An 18,422-nucleotide genomic window follows, 5' to 3' on the forward strand; every position below is an offset into this window, starting at 1 on the left:
TGAGCAAATGTAATTTTTTAAAAGCCGATTTTCAAAATTAATTTCCAAAATTATAACGTAAAGTAAATCCTGACCTAACAGATGTTTGTGGGAATGATGTAGAAATTGCAAAATCTGAAAACGAATAATCAAAGAAGAATATTCCTGTAATGTTTCTATTCAAGTCGTATTGCGCATTAAGTTTAGCGCCCCAAATGGTTTGGCCTGCTGTTATTTGATTGTTTTCTAAATCTAAATATCTAATAATAGTTAAGTTATCTCTCACGTTGGCATCTAGTGTAATATTAAGGTCACTATTTACATTTCCATTTCTATTACCGCTTAATTTTTTAAAGAGTCTTACATTTTTAATTCTATAACCCAATCCTAAAGTATATTCTTTACTCTGCTCCTCGGTCATTAAATTATTATCAAAGCTTAATAATAAAAGACGACTTGTTCTCATCTCTGCAGTAACTTGTAAGGAGTTTTTCATTGTGGCCTCTATGCGAAATAATGGACTAAAAGATTCTTCTAAATTAATACTGCTAAATAATTTTTCTGATTTATAATTACCTCCTTGATCTATAACATCTTGATTTTGACTCTCAAATTCAACACCTGGTTGAAATAAACTTGGGTCATAATCTAAGTTAGTTCTAAACTGATTGATGCTATAGGTAGAACGGTACCCGTGTTGCAGCGAAAAACGCTTAAAGTTTTTTCTAAACCAAGGTAGTTTCATTAATCCAGTATACTTTAATTGCCAGTTAGGAATAGGAATATCTCTAAATGCTCCTAAACTTACACTCTCTGGATTAGAGCCATGATATGCTGATAAAAAGGCTGGTAATAATACTTTTTGACTGTTTTTACCATAACCTTCAGGAAAGCCCTCAGTATCTAAATTATCTGTATTATTAATATCAACTCCATCTTGTAAAGCTAATCTACGAGCAATTATTATTCTATTTGCTTTAAAATCATCAAAAGTTGCGGATTGGTTGGCATCACTTTTTCCAAATGCAGTACCAATCAAAGATGTAGTTATATTAAAATTACCAAAAGAGTTTGGGGTTAAACTTCTGTAATCTAAAACACCATCTGTACCTAATTCTCCCTGGGCATCTAAAAAGTCTTCAACCCTAAAGTTTTCAGTAAAGTTTTCTTGATAATTTCGTGACCCTATTAAATCAATTTTTAAATCACGCATAGGCTCTAATGCCGCTGTAAAATCTAAACGTGTATCTGTATTCTCTGTATATTGCTGGTTGAACTCTGGAAAAAGTGTTAACCACCCATTTCGTGCTACGGTTTGCCTAATATCTCTTTGGCTACCAAATGTGTAACCCAATGTAGGCTTGAGTGTTCCAATAAATCCTGGTGTATTGATATAACCTGGTAAAAACGTTCCGTTGTTTTCAACGTAATTAACGTTAATACGCTTTACCATAGTCAGAATATCTAAAAATGTATTTCCAATTTTTCTACCTGCGCTTTTCTTTTTAGGTGAACTATTTTGTCGTGTATTGTTTCTTGTGCTTCCTGAAGTTCTTCTAGATCTATTTCGGTTAGGCGTATTGGCTTTTTTTATACCTAATTCTTTATACAACGCCTCCATATTCAAGGTTGTATTTAGCGTATGCGCGTTGGAGTTTTGTATGGTATTCCCTAAGTTAAACGTACCCTGTAAATCACCGTTGTTATCACGCTGCTCAAAATTAAGGTTAATGTCAGAACCCTTTTGCCATTGAAAATTACTATTGTAAGTATATGTTGACTGTAAGAAACTTAAAATTGGAATTTTATCAAACGGTAAGTTGTAATTAACTAAAAGTTGCTGGTTTTGAATATTTGGATCACCAAAATCGAAGAATCCATCCCAAACATCCAACTCTGGGTCTTGACGTCCATTTAATCTATCATCTATAAAATAATTACGGACAATATTATTGTTGTTTGCCGTATAATTAATACTTAAATTATCACTAAGGTTGTAATTGATTGCATACTGAAAATCAAAAGTGTAGTTACGTCTAAATACTTCTTCAATACCAATATTATTTCCTGCAAGTGCGACTTCTCTAAATTTCTGACTATTAAAATCTCTATTAATATCTGTATTTATTGAAAAGTTTGTTGGCAATAGATTAAGATTAAAATCCTTAAAAATCTTCCAATATTTTCCTGTAAAAAGGGAATCATTCTTTTTAAATGGCTCTATCTTTTTAGGTTGAAACGTATGCGTATAGTTGGCACCAACTCTAATATTTTGTTGTAAGGAACGCTCAATTTCAAAATCGCGACGCTGAATCTTGTTATTAGAGTAATTTAATGTAAAATTCTCAATATCGTAAAAACGAGCTGGCTTGTCTCCTGTTCGTTGTTTTTTGACGCCTATAAAATTAATACTTCGCCTTTTGGTATAAGTTTCAGATTGACGCTCTATTTCTTCAGCTTCAGCCGAAGACTCAGCTGCATTAATACGAGACTCTAAAGTTAAATCGTTGTAAAACGCATCAAACTGTGGTTTAATTGTTTCTTCAGCTTGCGAGTAACTCAATGGTAAATTAATACCCCACTTTTTTGGTAATAACTGTCCTAGTTTTACATTGGTAATAACATCGTAACCAATGACGTCTTCTCGGCTTCGCTCGTTAGGACTTTGCTCTATACCTCCAAAACCAACTGTACTTCGATTACCTGAAGCACTTATTGTTGCAAAATCTGCAAGATTAGTATCCATGGCCATAATAGCTGCCCAACCGCCTTCATTTTCTAAGTCAGACATACGTAACTCATTAAACCAGACCTCGCCACAAGCTGATGTTCTATTTTTACCAGAGTGCTTTAAACCCACCATTAGCACCCTAACATTACCAAAGTTTGGATTTCCTTTTATGGCAACACGCGTATTTTCTATTCCAAATGTACCGTTTCCATCCTCATCTTCTGGAAATTCTAAGGCGGGTGTCTCACTCAACTCACCATCAATAACATCATAATATGTTGGGTTCTCGTTTGCTAGGGTTTGATTGGAAATCCCTCTAGATTTTATTTCCTGCAAAAACTCTAAAGGAATATTTATTTCATTGTCTTCTGGCCAAATAGTACGTTCTAATGATACCGCATCTGTAATTAATTCGCTGTTCTTAAGTGGAATTTCTACTTGGTAGAAATTTTCTGTAAAATCGTTACCTAATCTAATAAATGCCACTAGCTCGTCATCTTCTAAACTTTGATTTTCTTGAGGTTGTGCATGTAAGAACATTCTTAGTTTTTTATACTGCCGCATGTCTAAGTTAACATTCTTGAAAACGCCTTGGGAGTCTGTATCTACTAAATCACAGGCTTCTAAAACTAATGATTGCTCATTTTGACGAACAACATTATTATTGTTATTTAATTCTTCACGTCTTACACCTGGCGGAATCACATAGTTGCCATCATTTTCTTGAATACCTATAATTGCAACATTAAACTCTGCGTCGGGACTATCATTGGTAGTGTCTGTATCCAAATCTTGAGTAAAACGTCTCCAATCACTACGTACCAAATCTAAACTAGCAAAACGCATAACCGTATTTTGGGTAAACTCGGTTAAATACAGCCTTGCAAAACGTACCGAACGAATGTCTGTAATACCACCTACAGCATTTGTTGGCTCTGAAATAGGAAGTCTAAACTGATACCAGGTGACATCTCTGGTTGAGCCATTTGGCAATGTAACAGAAGCTACTTTTACATCATTAATTCTAGGGTTATTAGCATTAAGAGTGTTTGGAGTTATATCTACTTCATATTCAAAATAACTATCTATGGTGTTCATCGTGTTGTCACGATTAATATCTTCTACATCTGGTTGTGTTGTGTTTCCTCTGTTGGTTTGAGAAAATTCTTCAGGAGTATTGCCTTCAAAACCATTGTACTGGCGGTAACGCTCAAAAATATTACCATCAGTATTTAAAAAGTATCTGTAGTTATCTAATGATGGATCAGGTCCATAATCCCCACCAAATGGCTGGCCCAAACCTGTTAAAGTATCTAAAAATCCCTGCTCTTCTGCATCATCATAGCCATCGTAACCAACATCTTGATTGATTCGTTCTTGTCCTGTAGTGCCAAACGTATAAATCAATGACTGATTTTGTGGTACAGCATAAGGTGTTTGCAAGTTTATATTTTGAAGAAAATCAATATTTCCATCTTCTGGCAAACCGTTTTCAAACTGTTTTTTTCCATCTTTTAAAACGTCTTCAGAAATATTACCAAGGTTAACAGTTAACTTACCTCCTTGATTTGTTGAGTCATCTAAAAATGGATCCTGTACCCAAAACTCAATATATTCTACATTGGCTTGTTCAAAATCTGTCGTTGTGATTTGTCTTGTAATTCCTGCCCAACTGTCATTGGGGTTTAAAGGTTGGTTATTTGATGCAGATGGGTCAAAGTTATAAGGGCCACGTTCAGTTGGATAGTACACTAAGTCTAGTGTATTAATTACTGCTTGCTGCCCTTGTATCAAATCTATTTCAGGAAAAATTTCACGAATAAAAACACGTCGTGTGTATAAGTCAGAAACATCTTCGTCTGTAATTTCACTTGGTCGTTGCGGTCCGTAGAATATAGGGTCAATGGTATACCAATTTAAAAACGCACGATCAAAACCATTTTGAATTCCTGGGTCATCCTCATTTCCTTGCGCGTAAACACGACCAAGGTTTCGAGGCCTACTTGAAAGGCTCCAAACTAACGGTGATAATAAATCTATATTACCTTGTGTCCCTTCAAAATCGTCTATGTATGCAGTTGCTTCGCCATTAAAATCAGTTCCTTTTGGTGCTCCTGGAGCGAGATAAGCAAACTCTCCTCTAATAGAAAAATTTGAAGGTGCATCTGTATCTATATTTGGAAGCTTGTTGACAAGCCTTGTTAAGAACGGTACTTCGGTAGCATAATTTCCATTCATGCCAAAGATTGTATTATTGATTGGCTCCGAGTCAAAATTAGCTTTTTGGGTTATTGGGCGTTCATTTAAATTTAAAAGTGTAGCACCCAATAAAAAGTCTTCATTAAATTGATGCTCAACATTTACACCTGTAAATCGTCTTGTTTGTTGACCAAATAATGCATTGTTTTCTACATCTACATTTATAGGTGTATTTGACGCTTTTAGTGACTCGTCTAAAATTTCAACACGGGCTGCAGGATAATTGACAACGTAATCTATACCTTCAACCAATAACTGTCCGTTTGCTGTAACTCTTACCGAACCTCTTGCTGCATTAAATGGAATAGGTATTCCGCCACTCCCACTACTTTTAAATCGTCCTTTGATTTGAAATTTATTTTTCTCAGCAGCATCTAACGCTTGTGTCTTGGTACTCTTATACAATAAATCGTAGACGTACTTTTCTTGATTGGGGTTATATGTTGCTGTGTTTTCATAATCTTCTGTCAGATCATTTGGATCATCCAAAACATCGAATAAATAATTACCAAAAGGCTGAACCTTAGTGAAAATAATTTTACCGTTTTGAACCAATACGGTTTGACCTGGTACAAAATCAAAAAAACCGTCACCGCCTTCTTGCGGATCGCCATTAAAGTTTAATCGGTCTAGATGAAATAAGCGTATGAGTGCTGTATCCTCAATTTCAGAATCATCACCTGATATAAATGTGTTATTATCGTAGAGCTGTGCAAAAGGTACAGGCACACCGTTAACTTCAGCTGGCGTAATATAGTTTAAGGGCGATGCTTCTGTATAGAATATGTTTAACCTAAAATCTTCTTGAGACAGTTGAAAAGCACCAGTATCATAGATATTCTTCATCATTAAATCCCAAATAGGCTCTTCAACAGCCGTTATAGCACTCTTTAACATTTTGAGTATTAAGCTCTGATTGTTTACTATTTGATTTCCATTAGTACCATCTACAACATTTGTTGCATCGACACCATCATTAGCAAACTCACCTACTTGAAATACTTCTCCCCCAACTGTATATTGAAACGCTACGGCTAATACTTCGTCATTGAGTAATCGTTGATTTAGTGAAATATATCCCAATTGGGTGTTCAAGGTATATTCTTGTCCTTGATTAAGCTTACGTGCACTTTCTAGAATACCATAATCAAACCCTTCATTCACTTGCACTCCAATGCCATTTTGCACATTAGTAATATCACGAACATTGTCATTAAGTAGTGAACCCGCACCACCAACATTAGTAGGATCAAAATCGTTGTTGGAATCATCAGGAAAACTTGTACTTGGTACATTCACAAATCCTCCTGGAGGATTATCTAAACCTATACGATCTGCTTCCCCTAAATCTTGAAACGCAACCACATTTCTAACATTCTGTGTTTGATTGTTTCTGTTAGTTACCCAAACCTCTATTCTTGTAATTTGGATATTATTATTGAGATAAGGATAAGTTAGCATAGCCCTATCGTAATTCTGCTCGAAATATTGAGCTAAAAAGAAGTGACGATTTTCATCGTAATCTCTTGCAAAAAACTCAAATTCCTCGAGAGTTCCTCCACCTTGAGCCGTCACAGAACGAGACTCAGATTGTTGTTCTGAAAAAACTGCTGTAACCGTAGTTTTACCAAACTGTAATTGTGTTTTTACCCCGAACAAACTTTGCGCTCCCGTAATTAGAGAACTATTGAGTGGCATGTTAACGTTCCCTATTTCAATTTTTTGAATGATATCGTCCTCTGTTGGCGTGTATTCTAACTTTACTAAATTCTGAAAATCGAACGTACGTTCTGTATCATATTGCGCATTAACCTGAAGCCTTGTCCCAACTGTACCTGTTAAACTCATACTGATACGCTGATCGAAATCAAATGTAAAATTACTTCGATTACGTGGTGTAAATGTTGGGTTATCTTGTCGTGAAAATAAAACGCCCAAATCAACATCTACAGAACCTTGCGGAATTACAGAAATCTCATCTCCCCCAAAGAGTGTCGAAAAGAATCCTGGATTAAGATAGAAACTTGGCAATAAATTTTTCTGAGCATCTTCGGTTCCTTCTTTCTGTCCAGCAGCCGCGTCAATCTGTTCTTTGTAATAGGCATTTAAACGTTCGCGTTGAACTAACTTCTTAAATTCCGCAGGTGTTAAAATTAATGGATAGTTAATATTGAATCCACCTATTTTTTCATTATAAATGTATCTGTCTAATACAGGATCGTAAGTGTATTTTGACTCAATACTGCCTAGCTTAGGTAATTTAATATCTCCGAAAGTAACCGTAGTTTTGGTTGAATCTGTTTGTGTAGGATTGGTCTGAGCGTAAACCACTAGAATGCTCAAAAATCCTAATAAAAATAGGACCCATTTTAATTCTCCCAAGAAAAAAGATTTTTTAGCGGTGGTTGTATTCAAAAGAATTATAAGTTTTTTAAGGCGTCTTTAATTAATGTTTCTACATTAGCATCTGGTTGTTGCGATACTAATTTTTCAATAACTTTTTCGGATTGTTTTTTATTAAATCCTAAAACCTCTAATGCTGATAACGCTTCACTTTTATTCGTATTGTTTTGTGATAAAGAAACTTCATCAATTCCATACACCTTTAACACCTTATCTTTTAAGTCTAAAATAATGCGCTGGGCTGTTTTTGCTCCTATACCTTTGACAGACTGAATAATAGGCACATCTCCTGATGCTATCGCGTCTTTTACTTGTTCTGGATTTAATGAAGACAACATAGTACGTGCCGTACTGGAACCAACACCACTTACAGATAAGAGTAACTTAAAGATTTCACGCTCAGTTTTTGTTGAGAACCCATACAAGGTGTGTGAATCTTCCTTAACTTGAAGATGGGTGTATAATCGCAAATGTTCTTTGTCTGGAATTTGTCCGAAAGTATGTAATGAAATATTAAGCAAATAGCCCACACCATTACAGTCTATAACTACATCTGTTGGATTCTTCTCAACAAGCTTTCCCTCTATGTGTGTAATCATGTAGTTAAAAAAAAGTTAATGCCTCAAATATAATATAATTATTGAGACAAAAAAGCCCTTATAACTCACTATTACGTCAACTATTTTTGTTTACGTTTTTCGCACTCTTGAGCATCGATTACAGCAATAGCCGTCATATTCACGATTTCATCTACACTTGCATCGAGTTGAAGGATATGTACAGGTTTTTTAAGTCCCATCATGATTGGCCCAATAGACTCTGCTTTATTAAGCTCTTTTAGCAATTTATAGGTAATGTTTGCAGACTCTAAGTTTGGAAAAATGAGCGTATTCACTTTATGCCCCGCAAGTTTAGAAAATGGGAAAATATCCTGAAGCATTTCGGAATTTAAGGCAAAATCCGTTTGCAATTCTCCATCAACAATCATATCAGGGTTACTTCGATGTAAATACCTCACGGCATCTCTTACTTTTTTGGTCCTTTCATTATCCGAAGACCCAAAATTCGCATACGATACCATAGCAATTACGGGCTCTATACCAAACATCTTTGCAGCACGAGATGTCATTTGTGCAATTTTAGCCAAGTCTTTGGCAGATGGGTCTATATTTATGGCTGTATCACTCAAAAACATAGGACCGCGTTGTGTCATCATTATGTTGGTAGTTGCAATACGGGTAACACCTTTACCCATTCCTATAAGTTCTAACATTGGTTTTACAACGCTTGGGTAACTTCTAGAATATCCTGAAATTAATGCGTCTGCATCACCTTCATTTACCATCATTGCTGCAAAATAATTACGCTCACGCATAATTTTTCCTGCTGAATATTTTGTGACACCGTTGCGCTGATGTTGTTTCCAATAGGCATCTGCATACTTATCTTTTCTACCTGATTCTTCGTCAGATTTTGGGTCAATGATTAAAACATCAGCATCTTCGAATTCGATTTCTTTCATCAATTCTAAAATGGTGTCTTTTCGACCTAAAAGAATTGGTATGGCTACTCCTTCTTCGTATACAATCTGTGCAGCTTTCAATACATCTAATTGGTCTGCCTCTGCAAATACAACACGTTTTGGGTTTGTTCTAGCGCGATTTAATAGTAATCGAACAAGCTTATTATCTGAACCTAATCGTTCTAACAAACTGTTTTTATATTTTTCCCAATCTTCAATTGGTTCTTTTGCAATACCGCTTTCCATAGCAGCTTTAGCTACAGCTGGTGGCACCTCAGCAATTAACCTTGGGTCAAATGGCTTAGGAATAATATAATCCCTACCAAAAGTTAATCGTGTTTCGCCATATGCGATATTCACTTGTTCAGGAACAGGCTCTTTGGTTAGATTTGATAGTGCTTTAACTGCTGCCATTTTCATGGCTTCATTAATTTTTGTTGCTCTCACATCTAGCGCTCCTCTAAAAATAAAAGGAAAACCTAAAACATTATTTACCTGATTTGGATGGTCGCTACGACCTGTTGCCATAATAATATCATCCCTTGTATCTATGGCCAATTGATAACTTATCTCTGGGTCTGGGTTTGCCATAGCGAAAACAATAGGATTATCCGTCATTGTTTTTAACATAGCTGGCGTGACAATATCTGCCATAGATAAGCCTACAAATACATCGGCATCTACCATTGCCTCATCGAGCGTGTCTATATTTCTATTTGTAGCAAACTCTGCTTTTTGGCTTGTTAAATTATCTCTGTCTTTTCTAATAACGCCTTTACTATCAAGCATAACAATATTCTCACGCTTAGCGCCAAAAGCTTGGTATAAACGTGTACAAGAGATAGCCGCTGCACCTGCACCACTAACAACAATTTTAACATCTTCTATGTTTTTTTCGGCAAGCTCTAAAGCATTTAATAATGCTGCTGCAGAAATAATTGCTGTTCCATGTTGGTCATCATGCATTACAGGAATATCTAATTCCTCTTTTAATCGGCGTTCGATTTCAAAAGCTTCTGGAGCTTTAATATCTTCTAAATTTATCCCACCAAAAGTTGGTGCAATATTCTTAACAGTTTCTATGAACTCATCAACATTTTCAGTATCTACTTCAATATCAAAAACATCAATATCTGCAAATATTTTAAAAAGTAATCCTTTACCTTCCATGACAGGTTTAGAAGCCTCGGGACCTATATTACCTAAGCCTAAAACAGCTGTTCCGTTAGAGATTACGGCGACTAAGTTGCCTTTTGTAGTGTACTTGTATACGTTTTCTTTATCTCTATCAATTTCTAAACAGGGTTCTGCAACACCTGGAGAATATGCCAAAGACAAGTCACGCTGTGATGCGTATTTTTTTGTTGGGACAACTTTTATTTTACCTGGAGTCGGCTTGGCATGATATACTAATGCTTCGCGTCTTTTGCTTTGCTTACTCATAATTTAAAACTAAATTAAGTTACAAAGATACAGATTGTAAGTGGGTCTATAAAAGTTGGAAGATTTAGATTTTAAACATTTTTTGGTGTTGGGTATTGTCTTTAAAGCTTTCAATTTTCATTGTAACACAGTCCGAATGTCATTCCGACCGTAGTGGAGGAATCTTACCGGTAAAAAGGAGTGTATGACATTTGACTTGACTACATTTAAGATTTCTCCATTACGCCTATGGCTCCAGTCGAAATGACAGAACGTTAAAATGATGTTTAGTTTATTAACTCTTAACTTTAATTCTTGTCATTCCGACCATAGTGGAGGAATCTTAATGATGAACTAGTGTTCGAAACTTGATTCTGCTGAATCTGAGATTTCTCCATTACGCCTATGGCTTCAGTCGAAATGACAGAACGTTAAAATCACGTTTAATTTATTAACTCTTAACTTTAATTCTTGTCATTCCGACGGAGGTCATTGAGCCTGTCGAAATGCAGCGGAGGAATCTTTAGATGCAACATCGTTAAACCGTAAGGTTCAACGGAGCCAAATCTCAAACTGCATCATTAAGAAACTTCAAAGTTGGATTAAACGATTTAATAAGCTTATCTTTTTTTTCTCGACGCCATCTTTTTAACTGTTTCTCTCTAGCAATAGCATCTTCAACATCAAAAAAATGCTCATAATAAACCAAGTACTTAAATCTATATTTATGTGTAAAACTCTTCGAGTAGGGTTCTGGATTGTTATGATAGTAGAGTCTGTCTTTTAAGTTATTGGTCATACCAACATACAATACAGTTTTAGCTTTATTAGTTACAAAATAGACATAATAATTATGTTGGGCTTGGACTTTTACCATAGCAAAGGTTTTCTGGAACATTATCAAATATACTCATTAAGGTGTTACAAAAAATTGAGATTCTAGATGAGATTTTGCAACGAAACCTGAGATTTCTCCTTTACGCCTATGGGCTTCAGTCGAAATGACAGTAGGACTTGGAATGGTAATTTAGTATAAAAATTAATCACTAATGTCATTCCGACCGTAGTGGAGGAATCTTAATGATGAACTAGTGTTCGAAACTTGATTCTGCTGAATTTGAGATTTTTTGGTATTATGAGATATAATATTATAACTCATTTTTCAAAATCTTAAGTTCTAATCCTTAATTTTCAAAAACCTGATATTTCGTTGTAAACCCGAAAACTTAGTTCGTTTTACAGCAGATTTTTTAAAGACTTTTCTAAACGTGTCTTCAGTGATGTCTTCCCAATCTTTTTTTGACATAGATAAGAGTTCAGGATGTGGATTAAACAATGGCTCATTATGGGATTTGCTAAAGCGATTCCATGGGCAAACATCTTGGCAAACATCACAGCCAAACATCCAATCGTCAAATTTTCCTTTAAATTCTGAAGGGATATTTTCTTTTAATTCTATTGTAAAATAGGAGATACATTTGCTACCATCTACAACATAAGGTGCTGTAATCGCTTGCGTTGGGCATGCGTCTATACATGCAGTGCATGAGCCACAATGGTCTGTGACGGGTGTGTCGTAATCAAGTTCTAGATCTATGATGAGCTCTGCGATAAAATAAAAAGAGCCTACTTTTTGAGTGAGTAAGTTACTGTGTTTTCCTATCCAACCTAAACCAGATTTTGCTGCCCAAGCCTTATCCAAAACGGGTGCCGAATCTACAAAAGCGCGTCCGTTGACTTCTCCTATTTCATCTTGAATAGTGTGCAAGAGTTCTTTTAGCTTGTCCTTAATCACAAAATGGTAATCGGTGCCGTAAGCGTACTTAGATAGCTTATAACTATTTGCTGTTTGCTCTTGGTTCGGAAAATAATTCAATACTAAAGAGACGACACTTTTTGAGCCTTCTACCAATAATGTTGGGTCGAGGCGTTTATCGAAATGGTTTTCCATGTAACGCATTTTGCCGTGCATATTCTTATTGAGCCAAGCTTCTAATCGGGGGGCTTCTTCTTCTAAAAATTCTGCCTTACTGATACCACAAGACAAAAAACCGAGGCGTTTGGCTTCAGTTTTAATAAGTGCTGTGTATCTGGCTTTGTTGTTAATCATGATGAGATTCTTCGCTTGCATTTCGACTGTGCTTAATGTGCAGCTCAGAATAACATTTAAACTTTTAAAAAAGTCCTCCTTGCGTTGGCCCTTTAATTTTTCCTAAGTGTTTATAAGCTTGCTCTGTAACTTCTCGTCCTCGTGGCGTACGCATTATAAATCCTTGTTGGATTAAAAATGGCTCATATACTTCTTCGATAGTTTCTGAACTTTCACTTACAGCTGTTGCTAAAGTTGTTATGCCTACCGGTCCACCTTTAAATTTCTCAATAATCGTAGTTAATATTTTATTGTCCATTTCATCCAAACCATGTGCATCTACGTTTAGTGCTTCTAATGCAAATTTTGATATATTGATATCGATATTTCCGTTACCTTTTATCTGGGCAAAATCACGAACACGTCTTAAAAGTGCATTTGCAATTCGTGGTGTACCACGACTACGACCAGCAATTTCAATTGCAGCCTCCATTGTTATAGGCATATTCAATATCTGAGCACTTCGCTGAACAATTGTTGTTAGCAATTCTGTTTTATAATACTGAAGCCTACTACTTATTCCAAAACGTGCACGCATTGGTGCGGTTAATAGTCCAGAGCGTGTAGTTGCGCCAACCAATGTAAATGGAGCTAAATTGATTTGAACGGTTCTAGCATTTGGTCCAGATTCAATCATGATATCAATCTTATAATCTTCCATTGCAGAGTATAAATACTCTTCAACAATTGGACTTAAACGGTGAATTTCATCTATAAATAAAACATCACGCTCGTCAAGATTTGTCAATAATCCTGCTAAATCTCCTGGTTTATCTAAGACTGGTCCTGAGGTAACCTTAATACCAGCGCTTAACTCATTAGCCAAAATATGTGCTAAAGTCGTCTTACCTAAACCTGGAGGTCCATGAAATAAAGTGTGATCTAAAGCCTCATCTCTGAGGTTAGCCGCCTGAACAAAAATCTGAAGATTTTCTAACACCTTATCTTGACCTGTAAAATCATCAAAGGAGAGTGGTCTCAATTTCTTTTCGACATCAAGTTCTTCTGGTGAAAAATTTTCGTTTGTTGGATCTAAATTTTCGTTCATATTAAAACAAATATAAAGAAAAAGCCTTTCTAAATTAGAAAGGCTTTGTATATAAGTTATTAGAAGAATTTAATGTTGCAATTCTTCTTCACCGTCTTTCATTGGTACGTTTTGTGGCACATAATCTTCGTCATGCCCTGGCTTACTGTAATCGTAAGGCCATCTATAAACCGTTGGTAATTCTCCAGGCCAGTTGCCATGAATGTGTTTCACGGGTGCTGTCCATTCTAGAGTATTGGATTTCCAAGGATTTTTTTCAGACTTCTTACCGTAGAAAATGCTGCTCACGAAATTATATAGAAATACTAATTGAGCAGCTCCAGCTACCAGTGCAAATACGGTAATCACTGCTTGTGCATTTGTAGTATCATCGAATAATGGAAAATTTGAGTTAGTATAATAACGTCTTGGTAGGCCTGCCATACCTATAAAGTGCATTGGAAAGAAAACCCCATAAGCACATATTGCTGTTACCCAAAAGTGTATATAACCTAAGTTTTTATTCATCATTCTTCCAAACATTCTTGGGAACCAATGATATACTCCTGCAAATACACCATATAAGGCAGATATACCCATAACTAAGTGAAAATGCGCAACTACAAAATACGTATCATGTAGGTTAATATCTAATGCACTGTCGCCAAGAATAATACCTGTTAATCCACCTGTTATAAACGTTGACACCAAGCCTATTGAAAACAGCATAGCTGGATTCATTTGTAAGTTACCTTTCCATAATGTGGTTATATAATTAAAGGCTTTCACCGCTGACGGTATTGCAATTAATAAAGTTGTAAATGTGAATACAGACCCCAAGAATGGATTCATCCCCGAAATAAACATATGGTGACCCCATACTATAGTAGATAAGAATGCAATTGCTAAAATGGAAGCAACCATTGCTCGATAACCAAATATTGGTTTACGAGAATTTGTTGAAATTATTTCAGAAGTGATTCCCAAAGCTGGTAATAATACAATGTAAACTTCAGGGTGACCTAAGAACCAGAATAAGTGTTCAAATAAAACCGGTGAACCACCTTGATAGTGTAATACTTCGCCTTGAATAAAAATATCTGATAAGAAGAATGACGTTCCAAAACTTCTATCCATTATCAATAATAATGCTGCTGACAATAACACAGGGAATGAAATAACACCAATAATAGCTGTTACAAAAAAGGCCCAAATAGTTAATGGTAAGCGTGTCATTGACATCCCTTTTGCTCGTAAATTTAATACAGTCACAATATAATTTAATGACCCCAATAAAGAGGATGCAATAAATATAGCCATTGATACTAACCATAAAGTCATACCTGCACCTGAACCACCTTGTGCCATTGGCAAAGCAGATAGTGGAGGATAAATCGTCCAACCTGCTGCTGCTGGTCCAGCTTCAACAAAGAAAGAAAGTATCATGATAACACATGATAAAAAGAATAACCAATACGATACCATATTAAGAAATCCTGAGGCCATGTCTCTAGCTCCAATCTGTAATGGAATTAACAAATTACTAAATGTACCGCTCAGACCTGCTGTTAGTACAAAAAATACCATTATTGTACCATGAATGGTTACTAAGGCTAAATAAATATCTGCATCCATAACACCACCTGGTGCCCATTTACCTAATAATGCTTCAAATAATACGTTTGGCTGCTCTGGCCATGCAATCTGCAGACGTATCATCATAGACATCATAATACCTATGATACCCATTATAATTACACCAGTAATTAAATACTGCTTAGCAATCATTTTATGATCTTGACTAAATATGTATTTAGTCACAAAAGTTTCTTTGTGATGATGTACGTCGTGGTCGTCGTGAACGTTTGTTTCTGCTGTTGTTGACATAATCTCTTTTCTTTTTCTTAAAACAATTTTTTTACTAATTTAATGAATTTCCGAAAGTTTTTTGTTCTTTCATCCACGCATCAAATTCTTCTTGCGTTTCTACTACTATCTTCATTTGCATGTTATAGTGAGATTTTCCGCATATTTTATTACAAAGTAATAAATAATCAAATTCGTAAGTTAAATCCTGACCAGAGGCTTCTATCTCGACTTTACGTTCTAGACGTAATGCGTTAATATTAGCAACTTTTTCTTGCATATCTGGATTTTGACGCATTTCTGATGTAGTTACCGTTGGTGTAAAAGCAAATTGGGTAACCATACCAGGGACACAATTCATTTGGGCTCTAAAATGGGGCATATAAGCAGAATGCAATACATCTTGTGATCGCATCTTAAATAAAACTGGTCTTCCCTTTGGTAAGTGCAATTCTGTAACGATAACATCATCTTGTGCGTTTGGATCATCTTCATCTACACCAAGTATATTGGCTTTATCGATATCAATCAATCTAACATTAGCCTTACCTAGTACATTATCGTCTCCGCCATATCTTGCTTTCCAGTTGAATTGCTGAGCGTATAACTCAACAACCATTGGATCTTCACTCTCGTCTAAATTCATAATATCATTCCAAGTAAATAATCCAGAGATAATTAAACCCGCTAAAACAATTACAGGAATTACTGTCCAGATAAATTCAAGCGTATTATTGTCTGCATAAAACAGAGCCTTACGCCCTTTTTCACCTTTGTATTTATAAGCAAAGTAATGCAATAAAAATTGTGTTACTGTTTGCACAAAAAAGATGACAACCATAGAGATAATCATTAAATTATCAATACCAGGTCCATGCTCTGAAGCAGAGTTTGATGTTAATGGCAAATCTCCTAAATAAACAAAACTAGCTATAGTAATGGCGTATATGAAAATCAAAAAACCTATCATCATATAACCATTAAAACGGTTGTCCTTATCGGTGGCTATTTGCGAATTAGACGCACCTACTTGTGCTAAATCAAAAATCTTAACCATTTGCCACATGGCAACGGCTACAAATAGTACTATTACAAATATTAACAAAGTTGTCATTATCTTATCAGTTCTAAATATTTAATTAATAATGAAAGTTTTCACTCTCCTTAAGGAAAGGGTTTCCTTTAGCCAATAGTGGTGCCTTGCTTAATGCAGTAAACACAACAAACAAGAATATTCCCGCAAATAGGCATATCGCTCCAATCTCTGGTGCTCCTATATACCATCTATCACCTACTGTTGCAGGCATAATCATATTGAATACATCTAGGTAGTGCCCACAAAGAATCACAATACCAGCCATAACTACAAACCAAGGAATACGTTTGTAATCGCTATTCATCAATAATAGTAATGGGAATACAAAATTCATGGCTACCATACCGAAAAATGGTAATTTATAGTCTTCAATTCTTGACACAAAATATGTAACTTCTTCAGGTATGTTTGAGTACCAAATTAACATGAATTGAGAGAACCACAAGTATGTCCAGAAAATACTAATCCCAAACATAAACTTAGCTAAATCATGTAAATGACTATCATTTACAAATTCTAGTAATCCTTTAGACTTTAAATAGATTGTTATTAAAGCAATTACAGTAATACCACTTACAAACATGCTTGCAAACACATACCATCCAAATAATGTTGAGAACCAGTGTGGGTCAACAGACATAATCCAATCCCAAGACATCATTGACTCTGTGTAAATATAAAATACTAAGAAACCAGCTGATATTCTAAAATTCTTCTTAAAGTTACTATTACCTTCTACTGTATCTTGTGCAAGGGAAAACTTGCGAGAGAAATAACGATATAACGACCAACCTGCTAAGAAAATAATTGCTCTTATAAAGAACCAAGTTTTGTTTAACCAACTTTCTTTAGCTTGAATGATTTCATCATGAGCAACAACGTCTGGATCCATCCAAATAAAAATATGAGAACCTCCAAGAGCTGCAACTAATAATACTAAAATACCTCCTGGTAGCACATATGATGTAATACCTTCCATAACTCTAAAGAGTACTGGAGACCAACCTGCTTGTGCAGCATATTGAATTGCATAAAATGCTAAGACGCCTAATGCTATCATAAAGAAAAAGAAAGCCGCCACATAAAGTGCAGCATAAGGTCTGTTGTGTATTTGGTGTAACACATGTTCTTCATGACTCATTTTATGACCTTCTTCTGCATGGTCTTCGTCTTGTGAGGATTCGACCTTATAAGCCGAAGCACTACCATTGTCTTCGTTGTGATATGCGTCACCGTGTCCTTCTCCATGACTATCGTTCATGTATTCAGATATATTGTCTTCAGTTACATCATGAGAACTCATATAGCCCCAACCCCAAAGCAAACCGCCTAAAACCACTAATATGATTGACGCTATCTTTAATCGATTTGAAATTTTATATTCCATTTATATAATCTTTATCTAAATCTTATTTTTCTAAATCTGCTTTCAGTTTTTCAACATAAGCTACTACTTGCCAGCGTTCTTCTTCGCTCATAAAATTTGCGTAAGAACCCATAGAGTTTTTTCCGTAATAAATAACATGATAAATACTACCTGTTGTTATTGCTCTTCCTGCATCTGCATAACTAGGAACACCTAGAATTTTTTCTCTCTTCATTAAAATACCCTGACCAGCACCTTTAGTTCCGTGACAAATTCCACAATAAATATCATAAAGTTCCTTACCTCTAGCATAATCAACTGCTGTAGAATCTAATGGACTTTCCAAGTTTGCTTTTGCATACTCGTATCCGTCATTAGTGTCTTCAATTTCATATAAGGAATAGCCTCTTGGTATAGTTCCTTCTACTGGTAATTGCGCTTCCACACCATTTGCAAATGCGTCTGATTCTTGATAAGCCTCGTAACCTACAGATTCGTACATGTTAGGCATATACTGATAGTTACGCCTCGTCTTCTTGTTACAAGACACGATACTTAATAGTAATGCTAATACTACTGTTATTTTTAAAGTCGTCTTCATA

At 35.5% G+C, this 18,422-nt stretch carries 10 protein-coding genes; all 10 read right to left on the bottom strand.

Translation table 11 applies throughout. From position 1 onward, the window contains the following. Positions 1 to 37: 37 nt before the first annotated feature. Positions 38 to 7,384 carry a cell surface protein SprA gene (gene sprA / locus HKP48_RS02460; protein WP_296342445.1) on the bottom strand — a complete coding sequence of 2,449 codons (7,347 nt, stop codon included), beginning with the start codon at positions 7,382 to 7,384 and terminating at the stop codon, positions 38 to 40. 5 nt (positions 7,385 to 7,389) lie between these two features. Beyond that, complete coding sequence (gene ruvA, locus HKP48_RS02465; protein WP_296342447.1) at positions 7,390 to 7,971, bottom strand: Holliday junction branch migration protein RuvA; 582 nt, start codon at positions 7,969 to 7,971, stop codon at positions 7,390 to 7,392. Between the two features lie 80 nt (positions 7,972 to 8,051). After that, a complete protein-coding gene (locus tag HKP48_RS02470) occupies positions 8,052 to 10,337 on the bottom strand; it encodes an NADP-dependent malic enzyme (RefSeq protein ID WP_296342450.1) in 2,286 nt (761 codons plus the stop codon). Positions 10,338 to 10,884: 547 nt separating this feature from the next. Beyond that, positions 10,885 to 11,193, bottom strand: a complete 309-nt coding sequence (locus HKP48_RS02475; protein WP_296342453.1) for a GIY-YIG nuclease family protein — start codon at positions 11,191 to 11,193, stop codon at positions 10,885 to 10,887. A gap of 300 nt (positions 11,194 to 11,493) precedes the next feature. Continuing rightward, complete coding sequence (queG, locus tag HKP48_RS02480) at positions 11,494 to 12,426, bottom strand: tRNA epoxyqueuosine(34) reductase QueG (RefSeq protein WP_296342455.1); 933 nt, start codon at positions 12,424 to 12,426, stop codon at positions 11,494 to 11,496. Between the two features lie 64 nt (positions 12,427 to 12,490). After that, complete coding sequence (gene ruvB / locus HKP48_RS02485; RefSeq protein WP_296342457.1) at positions 12,491 to 13,513, bottom strand: Holliday junction branch migration DNA helicase RuvB; 1,023 nt, start codon at positions 13,511 to 13,513, stop codon at positions 12,491 to 12,493. Positions 13,514 to 13,582: 69 nt separating this feature from the next. Continuing rightward, complete coding sequence (locus tag HKP48_RS02490; RefSeq protein WP_296342458.1) at positions 13,583 to 15,379, bottom strand: cbb3-type cytochrome c oxidase subunit I; 1,797 nt, start codon at positions 15,377 to 15,379, stop codon at positions 13,583 to 13,585. A 34-nt stretch (positions 15,380 to 15,413) separates the two neighbouring features. Then, on the bottom strand, positions 15,414 to 16,472 hold the full coding sequence (locus tag HKP48_RS02495; RefSeq protein WP_296342459.1) for a cytochrome c oxidase subunit II: 1,059 nt from the start codon (positions 16,470 to 16,472) through the stop codon (positions 15,414 to 15,416). Between the two features lie 25 nt (positions 16,473 to 16,497). Beyond that, on the bottom strand, positions 16,498 to 17,841 hold the full coding sequence (locus HKP48_RS02500; protein ID WP_296342461.1) for a quinol:cytochrome C oxidoreductase: 1,344 nt from the start codon (positions 17,839 to 17,841) through the stop codon (positions 16,498 to 16,500). A gap of 22 nt (positions 17,842 to 17,863) precedes the next feature. Beyond that, positions 17,864 to 18,421 carry a cytochrome c gene (locus tag HKP48_RS02505; protein WP_296342464.1) on the bottom strand — a complete coding sequence of 186 codons (558 nt, stop codon included), beginning with the start codon at positions 18,419 to 18,421 and terminating at the stop codon, positions 17,864 to 17,866. Between the last annotated feature and the right edge of the window lies 1 nt (position 18,422).

Origin of the sequence: Winogradskyella sp. (assembly GCF_013042245.1) — a bacterium.
Lineage (GTDB): Bacteria > Bacteroidota > Bacteroidia > Flavobacteriales > Flavobacteriaceae > Winogradskyella.